The 18,794-nt window shown below is 67.0% G+C and carries 13 protein-coding genes; 5 read left to right on the top strand and 8 right to left on the bottom strand.

Annotated elements, in window-relative coordinates:
• Window positions 1-46: 46 nt before the first annotated feature.
• The 3 genes from DWF00_RS17200 to DWF00_RS17210 form a co-directional block, all read right to left on the bottom strand.
• Window positions 47-3,235 carry an efflux RND transporter permease subunit gene (locus DWF00_RS17200; RefSeq protein WP_114828948.1) on the bottom strand — a complete coding sequence of 1,063 codons (3,189 nt, stop codon included), beginning with the start codon at window positions 3,233-3,235 and terminating at the stop codon, window positions 47-49.
• 92 nt (window positions 3,236-3,327) lie between these two features.
• Entirely contained in the window at window positions 3,328-4,563 is a 1,236-nt protein-coding gene (locus DWF00_RS17205) for an efflux RND transporter periplasmic adaptor subunit (protein WP_114828949.1), read from the bottom strand.
• 54 nt (window positions 4,564-4,617) lie between these two features.
• Complete coding sequence (locus DWF00_RS17210; protein ID WP_114828950.1) at window positions 4,618-5,454, bottom strand: alpha/beta hydrolase fold domain-containing protein; 837 nt, start codon at window positions 5,452-5,454, stop codon at window positions 4,618-4,620.
• Window positions 5,455-5,589: 135 nt separating this feature from the next.
• Here DWF00_RS17210 and DWF00_RS17215 point away from each other — a divergent pair, with 135 nt between their 5' ends.
• Window positions 5,590-6,534 (top strand): LysR family transcriptional regulator, encoded by a 945-nt coding sequence (locus tag DWF00_RS17215; protein ID WP_114828951.1) that lies wholly within the window; start codon window positions 5,590-5,592, stop codon window positions 6,532-6,534.
• Window positions 6,535-6,872: 338 nt separating this feature from the next.
• Here the strand turns inward: DWF00_RS17215 and DWF00_RS17220 are convergent, their stop codons facing one another.
• Window positions 6,873-7,595, bottom strand: a complete 723-nt coding sequence (locus DWF00_RS17220) for a CerR family C-terminal domain-containing protein (RefSeq protein ID WP_114828952.1) — start codon at window positions 7,593-7,595, stop codon at window positions 6,873-6,875.
• Window positions 7,596-7,686: 91 nt separating this feature from the next.
• On the opposite strand from DWF00_RS17220, the gene DWF00_RS17225 reads away from it, so the two are divergent.
• Genes DWF00_RS17225 through DWF00_RS17240 form a run of 4 tightly spaced genes read left to right on the top strand, consistent with a single transcriptional unit; the run spans window position 7,687 to window position 12,748 of the window.
• Window positions 7,687-8,718 carry an HlyD family secretion protein gene (locus DWF00_RS17225; RefSeq protein WP_114828953.1) on the top strand — a complete coding sequence of 344 codons (1,032 nt, stop codon included), beginning with the start codon at window positions 7,687-7,689 and terminating at the stop codon, window positions 8,716-8,718.
• Window positions 8,715-10,487: an ATP-binding cassette domain-containing protein gene (locus DWF00_RS17230; protein WP_114828954.1), complete on the top strand. Its 1,773-nt coding sequence runs from the start codon at window positions 8,715-8,717 to the stop codon at window positions 10,485-10,487. The genes DWF00_RS17225 and DWF00_RS17230 overlap by 4 nt, the downstream gene beginning before the upstream one ends.
• On the top strand, window positions 10,484-11,626 hold the full coding sequence (locus DWF00_RS17235; protein WP_114828955.1) for an ABC transporter permease: 1,143 nt from the start codon (window positions 10,484-10,486) through the stop codon (window positions 11,624-11,626). Before DWF00_RS17230 ends, DWF00_RS17235 begins: the two co-directional genes overlap by 4 nt.
• Window positions 11,627-11,629: 3 nt before the next feature.
• On the top strand, window positions 11,630-12,748 hold the full coding sequence (locus tag DWF00_RS17240; RefSeq protein ID WP_114828956.1) for an ABC transporter permease: 1,119 nt from the start codon (window positions 11,630-11,632) through the stop codon (window positions 12,746-12,748).
• A gap of 177 nt (window positions 12,749-12,925) precedes the next feature.
• On the opposite strand, the gene DWF00_RS17245 is transcribed toward DWF00_RS17240, so the two are convergent.
• From DWF00_RS17245 to tssH, 4 genes are all read right to left on the bottom strand, one after another.
• Window positions 12,926-14,242, bottom strand: a complete 1,317-nt coding sequence (locus DWF00_RS17245; protein WP_114828957.1) for a M23 family metallopeptidase — start codon at window positions 14,240-14,242, stop codon at window positions 12,926-12,928.
• A 15-nt stretch (window positions 14,243-14,257) separates the two neighbouring features.
• Window positions 14,258-15,145: a peptidoglycan-binding domain-containing protein gene (locus tag DWF00_RS17250; RefSeq protein WP_114828958.1), complete on the bottom strand. Its 888-nt coding sequence runs from the start codon at window positions 15,143-15,145 to the stop codon at window positions 14,258-14,260.
• 31 nt (window positions 15,146-15,176) lie between these two features.
• Window positions 15,177-16,001 carry a hypothetical protein gene (locus DWF00_RS17255; protein ID WP_114828959.1) on the bottom strand — a complete coding sequence of 275 codons (825 nt, stop codon included), beginning with the start codon at window positions 15,999-16,001 and terminating at the stop codon, window positions 15,177-15,179.
• Between the two features lie 61 nt (window positions 16,002-16,062).
• Window positions 16,063-18,792 carry a type VI secretion system ATPase TssH gene (gene tssH, locus DWF00_RS17260; protein ID WP_114828960.1) on the bottom strand — a complete coding sequence of 910 codons (2,730 nt, stop codon included), beginning with the start codon at window positions 18,790-18,792 and terminating at the stop codon, window positions 16,063-16,065.
• Between the last annotated feature and the right edge of the window lie 2 nt (window positions 18,793-18,794).

Below are 18,794 nucleotides of genomic sequence, written 5' to 3' on the forward strand. Positions count from 1 at the left end.
ACCAGCCCGGCGCGTTCTCGAACGGCTTGAGGTCGTGCGGAGAACCTCAGGCCGCCTTTGGCACGTCGTGCTGCTGCGCCAATTCCTGCTCGATGTTCTTCAGCGGCTTGTTGCCGGTGAGCTTGCGCATCAGCACGTAGAAGACCGGCGTCAGGAAGATGCCGAAGGCGGTGACGCCGATCATGCCGGCGAAGACCGCGACGCCCATCGCATGACGCATCTCGGCGCCGGCGCCGGTCGAGGTCACCAGCGGAACCACGCCCATGATGAAGGCGAGCGAGGTCATCAGGATCGGCCTGAGGCGCAGGCGGCTGGCCTCGATCGCGGCCTCGACCGGCGTCCTGCCCTCGAATTCGAGCTCGCGTGCGAATTCGACGATCAGGATCGCGTTCTTGGCCGATAGCCCCACTAGGACGACGAGGCCGATCTGGGTGAAGACGTTGTTGTCCCCGCCCGTGTACCAGACGCCGGTCATCGCCGCGAGCAGGCCCATCGGGATGATCATGATGATCGCGATCGGCAGCGTCAGGCTCTCGTACTGGGCGGCGAGCACCAGGAAGACGAGCAGGATCGCCAGCGGGAAGACGAGCAGAGACGAGTTGCCGGCCAGGATCTCCTGATAGGTCAGCTCGGTCCATTCGAAGGCGAAGCCCTTGGGCAGCGTCTCGTTGGCGATGCGCTCGGCCGCGGCCTGGGCCTGGCCGGAGGAATAGCCGGGGGCGGCGCCGGCGTTGATGTCGGCGCTGAGGAAGCCGTTATAGCGCATGGCGCGTTCCGGGCCGGTGTCGTTGCGCACGTTCAGCACGGCGTTGAGCGGCACCATCTCGCCCGAGCTCGAGCGGACCTTCAGCTTGCCGATATCCTCGGCATAGGCGCGGAAGGGCGCATCGGCCTGGACGCGCACGGTGTAGGTGCGGCCGAATTTGTTGAAGTCGTTGACATAGGACGAGCCGAGATAGATCTGCAGCGTCTCGAAGACATCGGTCACGGCGACGCCGAGCTGGCGCGCCTTGGTGCGGTCGATATCGGCATAGAGCTGCGGGACGTTGACCTGGAAGCTCGAGAACATGCCCGCCAGTTCAGGAGCAGTGGCGGCCTTGGCCATGAAGGCCTTGGTCACCTCGTCCAGCGCCTTGTAGCCGAGGCCGGCGCGGTCCTCGATCTGCAGCTTGAAGCCGCCGATCGTGCCGAGGCCCTGGACGGGCGGCGGCGGGAACATGGCGATGAACGCCTCCTTGATGCCGGCGAACTCCTTGTTGAGCTGCATGGCGATAGCGGCGCCGTTCAGGTCGGGCGTCTTGCGCTGGTCGAAGGACTTCAGCCCGACGAAAACGATGCCGGCATTGGACGAGTTGGTGAAGCCGTTGATCGACAGGCCCGGGAAGGAGATCGCGTTCTCGACGCCGGGATGCTTCAGGGCGATCTCGTCCATGCGCCGGATGACGTCCTCGGTGCGGTCGAGCGTGGCGGCATCAGGCAGCTGGGCGAAGCCGACGAGGTACTGCTTGTCCTGGCCCGGCACGAAGCCGCCGGGAATGGTGCGGAACAGGCCGACCGTCAGGGCGACGAGGCCGACATAGACCACCATCATCACGGTCTTGCGGCCGAGGATGCGCTTCACGCCGCCGCCATAGGCCTGCGAACTGCGGTTGAAGAAGCGATTGAAGCCGCGGAAGAACCAGCCGAAGGCGCCGTCCATGACGCGTGTGAGCAGGTCCTTCGGCGCATGGTGCGAGCGCAGCAGCAGCGCGGCGAGCGCAGGCGAGAGCGTCAGGGAGTTGATCGCCGAGATCACCGTCGAGATCGCGATGGTGAGCGCGAACTGGCGATAGAACTGGCCGGTCAGGCCGCTGATGAAGGCGAGCGGGACGAAGACCGCGACGAGCACGAGTGCGATCGCGATGATCGGACCGGAGACCTCGCGCATCGCCTTGTAGGTCGCCTCGCGCGGCTCCAGGCCGTTCTCGATGTTGCGCTCGACATTCTCGACCACGACGATGGCGTCGTCGACGACGATGCCGATCGCCAGCACCAGGCCGAACAGGCTGAGCGCGTTGATGGAGAAGCCGAAGAGATACATCACCGCGAAGGTGCCGATGACCGAGATCGGCACGGCGACGAGCGGGATGATCGAGGCGCGCCAAGTCTGCAGGAAGATGATGACGACGAGCACGACGAGCGCGATCGCCTCCAGCAGCGTGTGGACGACGGCCTCGATCGAGGCGCGCACGAACTGCGTGGTGTCGTAGACGATCGAGTAGTCGACGCCCTCGGGCATGTTCTGCTTGATCTCGTGCATCACCTCCCGCACGCGGTCGGCAATGGCGATGGCGTTCGAGTTCGGCGCCTGGAAGACCGGGACGGCGACGGCCGACTTGCCGTTGAGCAGCGAGCGCAGCGAGTAGTCGGCAGCGCCGAGTTCGAGGCGGGCAACGTCGCGCAGGCGGGTGACGGCGCCGGTCGCGCTGGTCTTGATGATGATGTCGCCGAACTCCTCCTCGTTCTGGAGGCGGCCCTGCGCATTCACCGAAAGCTGCAGGTCGAGGCCGGGGGCGTTCGGCGAGGAGCCGATGACGCCGGCGGCGGCCTGGACGTTCTGGGCGCGGATCTCGTTGACGACATCGCTCGGCGACAGGCCATGCTCGGCCATGCGCTGCGGATCGAGCCAGACGCGCAGCGAATAGTCGCCCGAGCCGAAGAGCTGGACCTGGCCGACGCCGTCGATGCGCGCCAGCCGGTCCTTGACGTTGAGGACGGCGTAGTTGCGCAGATAGGTCATGTCGTAGCGACCGTTCGGCGAGGTGATGTGCACCACCATCGTCAGGTCGGGCGAACTCTTGATCGTGGTGACGCCGAGGCGGCGCACCTCCTCCGGCAGCCGCGGCTCGGCCTGGCTGACGCGGTTCTGGACGAGCTGCTGGGCCTTGTCGGGATCGGTGCCGAGCTTGAAGGTGACGTTCAGAGTCATCACGCCGTCGGTCGTCGCCTGGCTCGACATGTAGAGCATGCCCTCGACGCCGTTGATCTGCTCCTCGATCGGCGTCGCGACGGTCTCGGCGATGACGCGCGGGTTGGCACCCGGGTACTGCGCGCGCACCACGATGGTCGGCGGCACGACCTCGGGATATTCCGAGATCGGCAGCACGCGCAGCGAGAGCAGTCCCGCGATCAGGATCAGGACGGAGAGAACGCCCGCGAAGATCGGGCGGTCGATGAAGAATTTTGAGAGGTTCATGTCGGCCCCCTTGGCCAGACCTCCGGCAGCGCCGCGGGCCTCAGGGGCTCCGCGGCTAGGATGTGCCGGGGTTATGTTTCCGGATCACGGCGTCAGCGCTGGGCGACGTCCGTGCTTTCGTTGGGTTGGTTCTTGGCGACCTGCTGGCGCAGCTCGGTCTTCTCGGCCATCGGCACCTGCTCGGGCGCGACGGTCGCGCCAGGGCGGACGCGCTGCAGGCCGTTGACGACGATCTGCTCACCCGCCTTCAGACCGCTGGTGACGATGCGCAGTCCCTCGGCGCCGGCGCCGAGCGTGACCTCGCGCCAGGAGGCCTTGCTGTCGGGGCCGACCACGAAGACGAACTTCTTGTTCTGGTCGGTGCCGACGGCGCGCTCATTGATGACCAGCGCCGGTTCGGAGCGGGCCTGGCCGAGGCGGATGCGGACGAACTGGCCCGGCATCAGCGCACCATCGGGGTTGTCGAAGATGGCGCGGACGCGCACCGTGCCGCTGCCGGCATCGACGGCGTTGTCGACGAACTGGAGCTTGCCGGTGATCGGCGTGCCCTCGTTCGTCACCGTGCTCATCTGGACCGGGATCAGGTCGAGCCGGCGCGGACCGCCATTGGCCGGCGGCAACGTTGCCAGCGCCAGGAGCACGGTCTTCTCGTCGGCATTGAAGCTGGCATAGATCGGATCGACCGAGACCAGCGTGGTCAGCAGCGAGGAGCCGGCGCCGGCGGCGATGAGATTGCCGATCGTGACCTCGAGCCGGCCGATGCGGCCACTGATCGGGGCGCGGATCTGCGTGTAGTCAAGGTTGAGCCGGGCTGTCCGCACGGCTGCTTCAGCGGCCTTCTGGTTGGCCTGGGCTTCACGCAGCGCGTTCAACCTCGTGTCGAGATCGCGTTGCGAGACGTTCTGCGTCGACATCAGGCGCTGGCCGCGCTCATGCTCGGTGGCGGCAAGCGCCACGCGAGCCTCGGCCGCCACGACCTGCGCCTGGGTGCGCTCGAACTCGGCCTGGTAGGGCGCCTGGTCGATGCTGAAGAGCAGGTCGCCCTGCTTGACCAGGCTGCCCTGCTGGAAATGCACGGCCTCGACGACGCCGGAGACGCGCGAACGCAGCTCGACGCGCTCGACCGCCTCCAGCCGGCCGGAATACTCGCCCCAGTTGATGAGGTCGCGCTGCTCGACCGTCGCGACCGAAACCGGGGTCGCGGGCGGCGCAGGCGGGGTGGTGTCGCCCTGCGCCGAGCCATTCATCACGAGCAGCACGGCGGCGACGGAGACGGAGGCGGCGAGGCTACCGCCCAACAAGGCGCGACGGATCGTTCCCTGAATCATGGGTTCATTCCTTCCGAGAGATTGAAAAACGAAATAGCGGCCGCGGCGTCCGGATCAGGACGGTGCGGTGGCTTCGAAGAACTTGCTTACATGGTCACGTGCCAGACAGAGGCAGGAGCCTTCCTTCGGACCCTCGGCATAGGCCTCGGGCCAGTTGCTGGGCGCAGGTTGCAGATGGCTGCGGACGAAAACACCCGCTTCCTGCAACCGGTGCCCGTAATCGGCTGTTTCATCGCGCATCGGATCATCCTCGGCGGTGATCAGCAGCGCAGGCGCCAGCCCGGCCAGGCGCGAGGCGCCAAGCGGGCAGGCATAGGGATGGGCCGCCTTGTCGGGCGAGCCGAGATAATCGTGCCAGCCATCGGCCCAGCGGCAGCCGACGGGGCCGCCTTCGGCCGCGCGCAGCGAATAGGTGCCGAGGCAGGAATCGAGCATCGGCGAAAGCAGGATCTGGCCGGCGAGCGGCGGACCCTGACGATCGCGCGCCATCATCGCCAGCGCGGCGGCGAGGTTGCCGCCGGCCTCCTCGCCCGCGACATAGAGCGGCGCATGCTTCGCGGCCCAGCGGCTGCGGTTCTTGTAGACGGCCTGGAGCCCGCTGAAGGCGGCTTCGAGCACATCCGGGAAGCGATGCTCGGGCGCGAGCGGGTATTCGACGGAGACCACGGCCGCGCCGGAGCGGGCCAGCATGGTCGCAACGGCCTCACCGCAATCCAGTGAGCCGTCATTGAAAGTGCCGCCATGCAGATGCATCACCAGCACGGGGCTTTTGCCCGGGGCCTCCGATACATAAATGCGGGCGGCGAGCGAAACCGGCTTGGCCGCAAGCGTCACCTCGCGCCGCGAAATCGCGGCGGGGCGGCTTTCCGAAATGGTCGGCAGAGCGGACATGACAGGGCTCGGCGGCGGTGTTGCGATGCAGCATGATTTAAGCGAGGGCATATTCGGAATAAACTGCCTCTTTGCTCATTCATTATTTCCAGATAGAAATAATCACGCGATCTCGCTTCACATCCGGAGATGGTGATGGACCAGCTCAGCGCCATGCGTGCCTTCACCCGCGTCGTCGAGGCCGGCAGCTTCAGCCGCGCCGCCGACCTGCTGGACATGCCGAAGCCGACGGTGACCAAGCACATCCAGCAACTGGAGACGCATCTGCGCGCCAAGCTGCTGAACCGCACGACGCGGCGCGTCACCGTGACGATGGACGGCGCCGCCTATTACGAGCGGGCGCTGCGCGTGCTCAACGAGATCGACGAGCTCGACGGCAGCATGGCCTCGTCGCAGGCGCGGCCAAGCGGGCGGCTGCGCGTCGATTGCAGCGCGCAGCTGGCGCTCAGGGTGATCATTCCCAACCTCGCCGAATTCCACGAGCGCTATCCCGAGATCCAGCTCGACCTCGGCCTGAGCGACCGGCCGGCCGACCTGCTGGCCGAGAACCTCGACTGCGCCATCCGCGCCGGCGAGATCACCGACCAGAACCTGATCGCCCGGCGCATCGGCGAGATGTACATGGAGACCTCGGCCTCGCCCTCCTACCTCCAGCGCCATGGCGTGCCGCAGCACCCGACCGACCTGGAGAAGGACCATTTCGTCATCGGCTATCGCTATGCGGGCACCAGCCGCACCGCGCCCTTCACCTATGCCGACGGCAAGGAGACGCATGAGGTCAGGGGCAACTACATCGTCTCGCTGAACGAGGGCACCGGCTATATCGCCGCCGGGCTGGCCGGGCTCGGCGTCATCCAGGCCCCGACCTTCATGGTGCAGGAGCATGTCGCGTCGGGCGCGCTGGTGCCGGTCCTGACCAATTGGTGCTCGGCGCCCAAGCCGCTGCACATCATCTACCCGCCGAACCGGCACCTTTCCAACAAGGTGCGTGTCTTCGTCGACTGGCTGGCGGTGCTGTTTGCCAAGGACGACCTGATCCAAAGGCGCTCGGCGCTGCCGCATGACGGGCATCGGCCGTAACCAACCTTGCCGAACAAGGCGCGGGAGCCCTCTCCTTCCAGGGAGGGCGATCGCATATGGAGAAGGAAAGGGGAACATTGCCTGTCGGAGTAGCGCAACCTTCGCGCTTCGATTCGGTTTTGTTCCCGTTCCGATTCCGGTCGCAAGAGCCGGCTTTTTCCGTATGCGATCGCCCTGCCTGTAAGGAGAGGGTTGGGTGAGGTGTCGGCCCTTTGACGCTGCTGCCGTGACCCCGTCATTGCGAGCGCAGCGAGGCAACCTAAGGGGTCTCGCGCAATCCCCATGGGTTGCGTCGCTGCGCTCGCAATGACGGCGTTCAGCCTCACTGGTCCAACGGCCTACACCTCACCCTGCCCTCTCCTTACAGGAGAGGGTTCCCCGCGCTCGACCTCTTGCTGCCGCAACTCCGCCGCCACTGCGGCGATGCCGCCGAAGGCGAAGCGCTGGAAATGCGCGACGATCTCCTCGATTCCCGCCGGCCCCGAGGCCAGCCCGGGAAAGACCTGACTGAGGATCTGCCGGTCGCCGACCAGCATGACGACGAAGGGCGCGACCACGCTGAGCGCGCAGCGGGCGACGGCGTCGTGATCATGCGGCAGGCCCAGAATGTCGCCGATGAGGCCGGTGACGATGCGCTTCTTCGGCAGGATCTCGCGCTCGCGTAGCACGACGAAGGCCGGCGACGGCGCCAGTACCTCGCGGCTCAGCACCCGCAGCGGCCAGGAGGCCGGGCCGGTCACCGTCAGCACCACCATGCGGATGATGATGCGCAGCTTGTCGGCGGGTTCGCCCGGCGCCTCGGCCAGCGCGCGCAAGGTGTCGTAGGTCACCAGCCGGCGATGCGCCTCGACCAGCACCTCGGCATGCAGCCCGTCGATACCGCCATAATAGTAGTTCACCGCGGCGGAATTGGTGCCGGCCCGCTCGGCGATCTCCTTGCCGGTCGTGCGGTCAAAGCCCTTCTCGGCGAAGACTTCACCGGCCGCCTCCAGAATCTGGGCCTTGGTCGCGGCGCCGTCCTCGCGGCGGCCGGAAACCTTTCGGGGTGATTTGCGTATCATGCCTTGAGCATAGCGCCTCGCAGCGACAAATCAAAGATAGAGTTTAAATTTAAATTTGACTTCCGATGCGAGGCGCTTATCCTGACCAACCATGAGCAAGCCAATCCGCATCCTCCTTCTCCTGATCCTCCTCGGCGCCGCCGGCGGCGGAGCGTGGTGGTACCTGCATCGCCCGAAGACGAGCGACGAGCTCACGCTCTACGGCAATGTCGACCTGCGCCAGGCCTCGCTCGCCTTCAACGGCAACGAGCGCATCGCCGCGGTGCTGGTCGAGGAAGGCGACATCGTCCGCGCCGGGCAGGTGCTGGCGCGGCTCGACACGTCCCGGCTGAAGCCGCAGGTCGCGCAGGCGGAGGCCTCGCTGGCCTCGCAGAAGGCGGCGCTGCTGAAGCTGCGCAACGGCAGCCGGCCGGAGGAGATCGAGCAGGCGCGCTCCAACCTGAATTCGGCCCGGGCCGATTCCGTCAACGCCTCGGCGCAGTATGACCGGCGGCGCGCGCTCTCGGCCAATGCCGTCAGCCAGCAAGACCTCGACGCCGCCAAGGCGGCGGCCGAGGTCGCCACGGCCAAGGTCGCAGTGGCCAAGAGCTCGCTCGACCTGGCGCTGGTCGGGCCGCGAATCGAGGATATCAAGCAGGCGGAGGCGCAAGTCCTAGCCAGCGAGGCGCAGCTTGCGTTGATCAGGCAGCAACTGGCCGATGCCGAGCTGATGGCGCCGTTCGACGCGATCGTGCGCTCGCGCCTGATGGAACCAGGCGAGATGGCCTCGCCGATGCGGCCGGTCTTCTCGCTGGCCGAGCGCAGCACGAAATGGGTGCGCAGCTACGTGCCCGAGCCGAAGCTCGGCCATATCCGCTCGGGCGAGCGCACCAAGGTGATCTCCGACAGCTTCCCCGACAAGCCGCTCGACGGCTGGATCGGCTTCATCTCCCCAGTCGCCGAGTTCACGCCGAAGACCGTGCAGACCGAGGATTTGCGCACCAGCCTGGTCTACGAGGTGCGCGTCTTCGTCGAGGACCCTAACGACGTGCTGCGGCTGGGCATGCCGGCGACGGTGCGGCTGCTGCCGGATGCCGAGCCGAAGGCGCTGCCGCCGGGCCAAACCGGAAAGCCGCAGCCATGAGCGCGGATGTGCAGGCTGTCCCCGTCTCGGCGCAGAACCTGCACAAGAGCTTCAAGCGGGGCACAGGCGAGATCGTCAAGGCGCTCGACGATGTCTCGTTCGCAGCGAAGGCCGGGACTCTGACCGCGCTCGTCGGCCCCGATGGCGCCGGCAAGACCACGCTGCTGCGCCTGATCGCCGGGCTGATGGTGCCGGATCAGGGCGAGCTCGAGGTCGTCGGCGTCAAGGTCGCGAGCGATCCGCAGGCAGTGCAGGACCGCATCGGCTACATGCCGCAGAAATTCGGGCTCTACGAGGATCTGAGCGTCCAGGAGAACCTCGACCTCTATGCCGACCTGCACGGCGTCACGTCGGAGCAGCGCCAGGAGGTCTATCCGCGCCTGTTCGAGATGACGCAGCTCGGGCGCTTCCGCGAGCGGCTCGCGGGCAAGCTGTCGGGCGGCATGAAGCAGAAGCTCGGCCTCGCCTGCACGCTGGTGCGCGCGCCGGAGCTGCTGCTGCTCGACGAGCCGACGGTCGGCGTCGACCCGCTTTCGCGCCGCGAGCTCTGGGAGATCGTGCTCAAGCTGGTGCGCGAGGACGGGCTCACCGTCGTGGTCAGCACCTCCTATCTCGACGAGGCCGAGCTTTGCGACCATGCCGTGGTGATGCATGCCGGCAAGGTGCTGTCGCAGGGCACGCCGGATGAGATCACGGCCGAGGCCAGGGACCGCGTCTTCATCGTCGCGACGCCCGACGGCATGCCGGCGCGCTCGTTGCAGGCCAGGCTGTTCCAGCAGAAGGGCGTGATCGACGCCGTGCCCGAAGCCGGGCAGGTGCGGGTCGTGCTGGAGGCTCCAGACGGGACGGAAGCGCTCGCCATCGACGGCCACGAGACCGCGCCTAGGCCGGCCAAGCCGCGCTTCGAGGACGGGTTCATGGTGCTCTTCGCCACTGTGGCCGAACGAGCCGAGCGCAGCGGCATGGAGCTCGACCGGCCGGTCTCGGGCAATAGCGCCGACGTCGTCGTCGAGGTCGACGACCTCGTCCGCAGCTTCGGCGATTTCACCGCCGTCGACCATATCAGCTTCAAGGTGCGGCGCGGCGAGATCTACGGGCTGCTCGGGCCCAACGGCGCCGGCAAGAGCACGACCTTCCGCATGCTCTGCGGCCTGCTGCCGGCCTCGCACGGGCGGCTGCAAGTCGCCGGTGCGGACCTGCGGACATCGCGGGCCGAGGCGCGGCAGAAGCTCGGCTACGTCGCGCAAAAGTTCTCGCTCTACGGCCAGCTCAGCGTCGACGAGAACCTCGACTTCTTCGCCAGCGCCTATGGCCTGCGCGGACGGAGGAAGGCCGAGCGCATCGCCTGGGCCAAGCGGCAATTCGAGCTCGACCAGTTCGCCAGCCTGCCGAGCATCCAGCTTCCCGGCGGCTTCAAGCAGCGCCTCGCCATGGGGGCAGCGCTGTTGCACGAGCCCGATATCCTCTTCCTCGACGAGGCGACCAGCGGTGCCGACCCGATGGCGCGGCGCGAGTTCTGGGGCCGCATCACCGCGCTCTCCGAGCAGGGCGTCACCGTGATCGTGACGACCCACTTCATGGAAGAGGCGGAGTATTGCGACCGGATCATCATCCTCGATGCCGGGCAGAATCTCGCGGAGGGCACGCCGGCCGAGATCCGCGCCCATGCCAGGCCCGAGGGCGGCGAGGAGGCGACGATGGAGGACGCCTTCATCGCCATCGTCGAGCAGGCGCGCAGCGCGCGCGCCCAGCCAAAGGCCGCGGCATGAGCAGTGTTACCACACATGGCGGCGGCGGCCGCTGGCGGCGCATCTCGGCGCTGATCCGCAAGGAGACCTGGCAGATCTTCCGCGACCCGAGCAGCATCATCGTCGGCATCATCATGCCGATGGTCCTGCTCGTGCTGTTCGGCTACGGCCTGTCCTTCGACGTCAAGAACGTGCCTGTTGCCATCGTGATGGAGGAAAGCTCCGCCGAGGCGCGCGGTGCAGCCTCCAGCTTCGAACTCTCCGACTATTTCAGCGCGCGCGAGGTCAAGACCATGGCCGAGGCCGAGCGCCTGTTGCTCGACAAGAGCGTCAACGCCATCGTGCGCATCCCCGCTGATTTCGCCCGCCGGATGGAGCAGGGCACGGCCGAAATCCAGATCCTCGTCCACGGCACCGATGCGAATACCGCCCGCATCTCGCTCGGCTATGCGCAGGGCGCGATCGCGGTCTGGATGGCGCGGGAGGCGGCGCTCGGGCGCGTCGTCACCGGCCCGCCGATCGATGTCGAGAACCGGATGTGGTTCAACGACGCCAATAACAGCAGCTACTTTCTGGTGCCCGGCCTAGTCGTGCTGGTGATGACCCTGATCGGCGCGCTCCTGACCTCGCTCGTCGTCGCCCGCGAATGGGAGCGCGGCACTTTTGAGGCGCTGTTCGTGACGCCGGTGCGCTCGACCGAGATCCTGCTCGGCAAGACCGTGCCCTATTTCGTGCTGGGGATGATGGGCCTGGCGCTCTCGATCGCCGGCGCCAAGCTCCTGTTCGACGTGCCGATCCGCGGCTCGCTGGTGCTGCTCGTCATCGCCTCGACGCTCTACCTTATCGTCGCGCTCGGCATCGGCCTGCTGATCTCCTCGGTGACCAAGAGCCAGTTCGTCGCCAGCCAGATCACCATCATCGTCACCTTCCTGCCGGCGATGATGCTGTCGGGCTTCATGTTCGACATCCGCAGCATGCCGGTGGCGATCCAGGCGATCACCCATATCTTCCCGGCCCGCTATTTCGTCAGCGTGCTGCAGACGCTGTTCCTGGCCGGCGACATCTGGGCGGTGGTCCTGCCCAACGCCGCCGTGCTCGCCGGCATGGCCGCGCTGCTGATGGGGCTCGCCATCCGCGCCACGCGCAAGACGATCGGGTGAGCCATGCTCGATAGCCTCCTGCGCATCCTCGCCCTCATCCGCAAGGAGCTGCTCGCGATCCTGAAGGACCCGCGCAGCCGCATCAGCCTGATCGGCCCGCCGGTGATCCAGTGCCTGGTCTTCGGCTATGCCGCGACCTACGACCTCAACAACGTCTCCTACGCGCTGCTCGACCATGACCGCAGCTCCGCCTCGCGCGCGTTGATCTCGCGGCTCGACGGCTCCGGCGTGTTCACCCGCGTCGGGACGCTTGAGGTCGAGCGGCAGATCGCCGAGTTCATCGACGACCAGCGGGCGCTGCTCGTCATCACCATCCCGCAGGATTTCGAGCGCGGCTTGCAGGCCAGCGCCACGCCTGCCGTGCAGGTCATCGCAGACGGCCGCAACTCGAACACGGCCGGAACGGCGCAGGGCTATGTCAGCCAGATCGTCACGAGCTTCGGCGCGGAATGGCAGGCCGCGCATGGGCTGCCCGGCCCTCCCGTGCAGATCACCACGCGGGCCTGGTACAACCCCAGCCTGGAGACGCGCTGGTACATGATCCCGGCGCTGGTCGGCACCATCACCATGATGATGACGATGATGCTGACCGCGATGTCGGTGGCGCGCGAGCGCGAGGAAGGCACGTTCGACCAGCTCCTGGTGACGCCGTTCCGGCCCTCGGAGATCATGGTCGGCAAGGCGGTCCCGGCGATGATGGTCGGGCTGATCCAGGCGACGATGATCCTGCTGGTGGCGCAGCTCTGGTTCCGCATCCCCTTCGCCGGCAGCTACCTGATCCTGTATTGCGGACTGGTGCTGTTCCTGGCGGCCTCGGTGGGGATCGGGCTGTTCATCTCCTCGATCGCCGGCACCATGCAGCAGGCGATGATCGGCAGCTTCGTGCTGCTGATGCCGTTCATGCTGCTTTCGGGACTGACCTCGCCGATCGGCAACATGCCGCAGGTGTTGCAATACTTCACCTTCATCAACCCGCTGCGCTACGCGATCTCGATCACGCATCAGGTCTATCTGGAGGGGGCCGGGTTCGGGCAGCTGCTGCCGGAGATGCTGGCGCTGGTGGCGATTGCCGCGGTGACCTTGCCGATCGCGGCGTGGATGTTCCGGAACCGGCTGGGGTGAGAGCAGAGCGCATTCCGAGAACCCGCGGGAGCCCTCTCCTGTAAGGAGAGGGTTGGGTGAGGTGTAGGCCGTTTGACGCTGTAGCTGTGAGCTGACCGCTGCTTGCTGAGTTTTACTGGTGTTCTGGCCTACACCTCACCCTGCCCTCTCCTTACAGGAGAGGGTCCCCCGCGCCCTTCAACGCAGCGGCGCGCCGGGATTGAAGCCCTGCGACAGCCGCGCACCCACCTGGATGAACTTCAGCGGGTTCAGCGCCTCGTCGTCATGGCGCGTCTCGTAGTGGAGATGCGGGCCGGTCGAGCGGCCGGTCGAGCCGATGCGGCCGATGATGGTGCCAGCGGCGACGATCTGGCCCGGCTTGACGTCGAAGGCGCTGAGATGGCCATAGCGCGTGGTCAGGCCGTTGCCGTGGTCGAGCTCGATCAGGTTGCCGTAGCCGCCGGCGACCTCGGCGCGCAGCACCTTCCCGGCGCCAGGCGCGTGGACGGGCGTGCCAGTCTCGGCGCGGAAATCCATGCCGGCATGCATTGCGCTGGCGCCGGTGAACGGGTCGGTGCGCGTGCCGAAATTGCTGGTCGTGCTGTCGTCCCCGTCGAGCGGGCGGCGCAAGGGAACGATGGTCGCAAGATCGCGCCAGCGGCCATAGGCGAGCCTCGTCTCGTCCAACTGCTTCAGCCCGTATTCGAAGCTGCCGGGCCGCATCGCGACCGAAAGCGGCACGAGCGGCCCGCCCATGGCGGATTGCGCCGGCGGCAGCTTGACCTTCGCGACGTCGAGGCCGAGCTCGGACAGCGCCGCGCGGATCTCCTGGACGCGCCCGACAAGGTGGCGGCCCAGCGTCGAAAGCTGGCGGCCCTGCTCCAGATCGACCCGGCCGAGCGATTGCTCGAGCACCGCCAGCCGCTCCTGCAAGGGCAATTTCTCGCCGGCCCGGTTGAGGGCTGCGATCTGGCGCCGCTGCGGCGAGGAGCGGGTCGGGTCGAGCCGGTCGAGCAGCGCTTCCCCGCCGGCGAAATCGATGCCGTTGGCCGGCGCCTGCGCGCCGCCACCGGGCAGGATCGGGGCGATCGCCTGCCCGGTCAGGCCGCCGAGCAGGGTCTGCCGGGTCTCGAGCTCGACCTGCTTGGCGATCAGGTCGGCGAGGCGGTCATCGGCGCCCTCCCCGACCGAGCCCTGACCCTGGCCGCCGGCCTGCTGGGTGGCGATGGCGCTGACCAGCCGGCGCGTCATGACGCGCAGCTTCTCCTCGTAGCTCTTCTGCAGGAAGGCCTGCTCCTCGCGCTGGGCTGCGAGCGCCGCCCGCTCCTGATAAAGCCACCAGGTCGCGAGACCCGCCCAGGGCAGGGCGACGAGGCAGAGCAGGACCAGCACGAACCGCAGGAGCCGCCCCACCTTGCTGCGCGGGCGCGGGGCGCGCTGGCGCCGGCCGGTCTCGGGCTCATGCGGCCCACCGGCAGGCTCTTCCGGACGTTTCTTCAGCCGAGCGGGTTGCATGGCAGGCGCAATCGATCACGAGGGCAGTTTATGCACCAGCTTGCTGGCGAAAACACGGTTGAGCTGCGAGACCGTCAGATAGGCCGGCGCGCCGGTGCAGACCGCGGCGTTGCACATCAGGTTGGCTGAATCGTCGGTGTGGACCGGCACGAAATGCGAGCCGAGCAGCGCATGGCAGACCTCGTGCGCCATGGTCGTCTTGTCGATGGCACTCGCGGCGATCATCACCGCCGGGCGGGTCGGGGCGTGGCCGGCGCAGCCTTGCAGCGTGCTGCCGTTCTTCTCGCGCAGCACCGTCGCGAAATAGACGGTGATGTCGTTGGGGCCGACATTCTGCCGGCTGCCGGAATTCTGCAGCAGCTTCTGCTCGTCGGAGACCTGGTCCCATTCGCAGTCGCCGTCGACGACGTTGAGCGTGAGCTGCTCGCCCGGCGCCAGCCCGATGCTCTCGCCCGACTGCATGATGACGTCGATCATGTACTGCGCGAAGACGTCCTGCATCACCTTGAGCTGGGTGAACTCCGGCACGACGGGATTGTCGATCGAGCGCATGTGGACGTTGATCTTGTGTGTCATCACCGACGGCGGCAGGGGCTGCATCGGCGGATCGTTCGTCGGCAGCAGCTCGTCGAGCTTCGTCATCGTCTCGCGGCCGATGACGCCGTCCTTGGTCAGGCCGGTCCTGGCCTGGAACTGCCAGACCCGGCTTTCGGTCTCGCCGCCGAAGATGCCGTCCGGCGCGCCCTTCTTGGTGGTGATCGCCATGGCGAGCCCGAGATCGATGAAGGCCTGCTGGACGATCGCGACATGCGGGCCGGTCGAGCCGCGGCGGATCGGCGCCAGATTGGTCGCGGCCTGCTGAAGGTGATTGTTCGAGGCAAAGCGCGGTGATTTCAAAGCCATGGCAAAAACTCCCTTGGCAAAGTCGGAGAGATCAAGGCGTCGGGCGGTTGACCAGCTTCACCCGCGGACGCCGGATCTTGTTGTTGCGGCCGTCCTTGGTCTTTTCGAGCATGAGGTCGCCGGCCTGCGTGTCGTGCGAGGGCGGAGACCGGCAGATGCGGTGCCCGAGTTCGTGGGCGATCGTGTGCGAGACGAAGTCGAGCTCGGTCTCCTTGCGCCGGAGCGTGTCGATGATCGTCCGGGTACCCAGGGTCTCGCCCGGGATGTCGCCCTCGACGCCCCAGCCCAGATAGACGTGCCAGTTGGCCGAGGCGTGGTTGCCGTAGTCGATCAGCGCCCCGAGGTGCTTCTTGTTGTCCAGCGAGATCTCGGGTTCGTGGATGTCGAGCTTCTGGCCGAGCCCCTCGTCGAACATGCCGAGGCTCTTGATCGTGACGTTGGCGCTGCGGTTCCAGATCGCGTTCACCTTCTTGACGATCTGCTCGACGTTGAACTTCTTGCGGACGCCGGGCAGGTAGTAGAACGCCGCCACGACCTCCAGCTCATTCACGACGTCGACATTGATGTAGTAAACCGTCGCCCCGGAGGATCGGCTGACGAAATTGAAGCTATAGAGCCCCTGCCTTTGGCCCGAGAGCCAGATCTCGCGATGGTCCGCCTTGTACAGGTCGGTCTCCGAGAAAATCAGGCCCTGCCAGTTGCCGTCGACCGAGAACACCTCAAAATCGAGATCGTCCGCGCCTTTGATGATCAAGCCGCGCGCCCCGCCGCGCTCGATCAGCTGCCAGGGCATGTTGCCGCCGCCGGCGGCCTCGAAGCCATCGGTCAGATCCTTAGGCTTGACCGTGATCGCCATCTTCGCCTCCGACGTCGTGGGATAGGCAGGTTGTGGCGCCCGCGCAGGGCGGCGCGAGGGCTCAGGCGCAGTGGTATTCGAACTGGCCGTCGCTGACCGCGACGCTCGCCTCGGTCAGCGGCTTCTTCTCGAGCTGCAGATTGAGGATCTGGCGCGAGAGCGCCGGGAGCATCGAGTTGGTGATGATGTTGTCGATCATGCGGCCGCCCGAATCCGGGTCGTTGCATTGCGCCACGATGTGCTCGACCACCGCGTCGTCATAGGTGAAGGCGGCGTTGTGGTTGTCGCGCAGGCGCTTGCCGATGCGCCCGAGCTGGAGCCGGACGATGCCGCCCAGCATTTCGCCGGAGAGCGGATAATAGGGGATGGTCACGAGGCGCCCGATCAACGCCGGCGGGAAGACCTTGAGCAAGGCCGGACGCAGCGCGACGGCGAGTTCCTCGGAATCCGGTCGCTCCTCCGGCTTGCCGGCCATGCGCATGATCTCGTCGGTGCCGACATTCGAGGTCAGGATGATCAGGGTGTTCTTGAAGTCGATGCGCCGTCCGGTCCCGTCCTCCATCTGGCCCTTGTCGAAGACCTGGAAGAAGAGCTCGTGCACGTCGGGGTGCGCCTTCTCGACCTCGTCGAGCAGCACGACCGAATAGGGCTTGCGGCGCACGGCTTCCGTCAGTCGGCCGCCCTCGCCATAGCCGACATAGCCGGGAGGCGCCCCCTTCAGGGTCGAGACGGTGTGCGCCTCCTGGAACTCGCTCATGTTGATGGTGATGACGTTCTGCTCGCCGCCATAGAGCGCCTCGGCCAGCGCCAGCGCCGTCTCGGTCTTGCCGACGCCGGAGGGGCCGCAGAGCATGAAGACGCCGATCGGTTTGTTCGGGTTGTCGAGCCGGGCGCGGCTGGTCTCGATGCGCTTGGCGATCATCTTGATGCCGTGGCCCTGGCCGACGACGCGCTTGTTCAGCGTCTCGGCGAGATTAAGCACGGTCTCGATCTCGTCCTTGACCATGCGGCCGACCGGGATGCCGGTCCAGTCGGAGACGACCGAGGCGACCGACTGCTCGTCGACATGGGCGTAGATCATGCGGTTGGCGGGATCGATCTCGCCGAGCGCCTGGAATTTTTCACCGAGCGTGGCGCGGGCCGCGGCGGGATCGATCTCGGGCTCGGCTGTCGGAGCGGCCGGAGCGTCAGTCGCAGGCGTGGGTTCGGCATCCGGCTTGGCCTCGGCACCAACCGTCTTCGCATCAGCCGGCTTCTCGCCGAGCTTGGCGCGCAGCGCCTTGATCTCTTCGACGATCGCCAGTTCCGAAGCCCAGGCGGCTTCCAACTCGCCGAGCTTCGCCGTCCGCTCGGCGATCTCGCCGTCGATCTCGGCCAGCCGGCCGCTGAGCGCGCCGCCGAGGTCCTGGTCGGAGACGAGGTTCGCCTTCTCCTGCTCCAAAGCCGAAATGCCGACGCGGGCATCCTCGATCGCGGCGGGCGTGGCGCTTTGGCTGATCGCGACGCGGGCGCAGGCGGTGTCGAGCAGGCTGACCGCCTTGTCGGGCAGTTGCCTTGCCGGGATGTAGCGATGCGAGAGCTGGACGGCGGCGACGATCGCGGCATCGGAGATGCGGACCTTGTGGTGCTTCTCCATCGGCGCGATCAGGCCGCGCAGCATGGTGCAGCAGCGTGCGACGTCGGGCTCGTCGACCTGGACCGGCTGGAAGCGCCGGGTCAGCGCCGGGTCCTTCTCGAAATACTGGCGGTACTCGGACCAGGTCGTCGCCGCGATGGTGCGCAAAGTGCCGCGGGCGAGAGCCGGCTTGAGCAGGTTGGCGGCGTCGCCCGTGCCGGCCTGGCCGCCGGCACCGATCAGCGTATGCGCCTCGTCGATGAACAGGATGACCGGGGTCGGTGAGGACTGGACCTCGTCGATGACCGAGCGCAGGCGCTGTTCGAACTCGCCCTTCATCGAGGCGCCGGCCTGCATCAAGCCGATATCGAGGGCGCAGACGCGGACGCCGCGCAAAGGCGGCGGCACATCGCCCGAGGCGACGCGCTGGGCAAAGCCCTCGGCGATCGCGGTCTTGCCGACGCCGGCCTCGCCGGTAAGGATCGGGTTGTTCTGGCGCCGGCGCATCAGCACGTCGATGACCTGGCGGATCTCGTCGTCGCGGCCGAGGATCGGGTCCATCGTGCCGGATTTGGCCTTGACCGTGAGGTCCTGCGAGAAGCGGTCGAGCGCCGTCGTGCCCTTGGCGCCCTCGGCCTGCTCGGCGCCGGGCGTGCCGGCGGCGCGCAGGCCGGAGCCGTCCATCGGCCGCAGGTTCTCCTCCTCCGAGGCCTCCCAGATCTTGGCGTGGCCGACCGCGAGTTCGTCGACCGGAATCTTGCCGAACTCCTTCGAGATCGCGGTCAGCGCGCGGCGCAGGTCGAGCGACTTCAGCGCCGCGACCAGCACATGGCCGGTCCTGATCTGCGTCTCGCCGAAGAACAGCGTGGCGTAGTGCCAGCCGCGGTCGAGCACGTCGACGACGTTGTTGGCGACGCCCGGCATCTCGGTCTCGTTCTTGCGGAAGCCTTCGAGGACCCCGCCGATATCGGTAGCGAGCTTGCCCATGTCGAGCCCGTAATGGGCCGCGGTCAGGCCGATATCGGTCGAGCGCCGCTGCAGGATCTGCGCGAGCCAATGCGCCAGCTCGACATTGCGGTTGCCCGCGCCCTTGGCCTGCCTGAGGGCCTGGATGAAGGCTTCGTAGCCGACCCGGTTGAGCTTGCCTGTGACGGCTTCGAGGCTGATATCGGCCATGG

The sequence above is a fragment of the Allobosea caraganae genome (genome assembly GCF_003351345.1).
In the GTDB taxonomy this organism is placed as follows: Bacteria; Pseudomonadota; Alphaproteobacteria; order Rhizobiales; family Beijerinckiaceae; genus Allobosea; species Allobosea caraganae.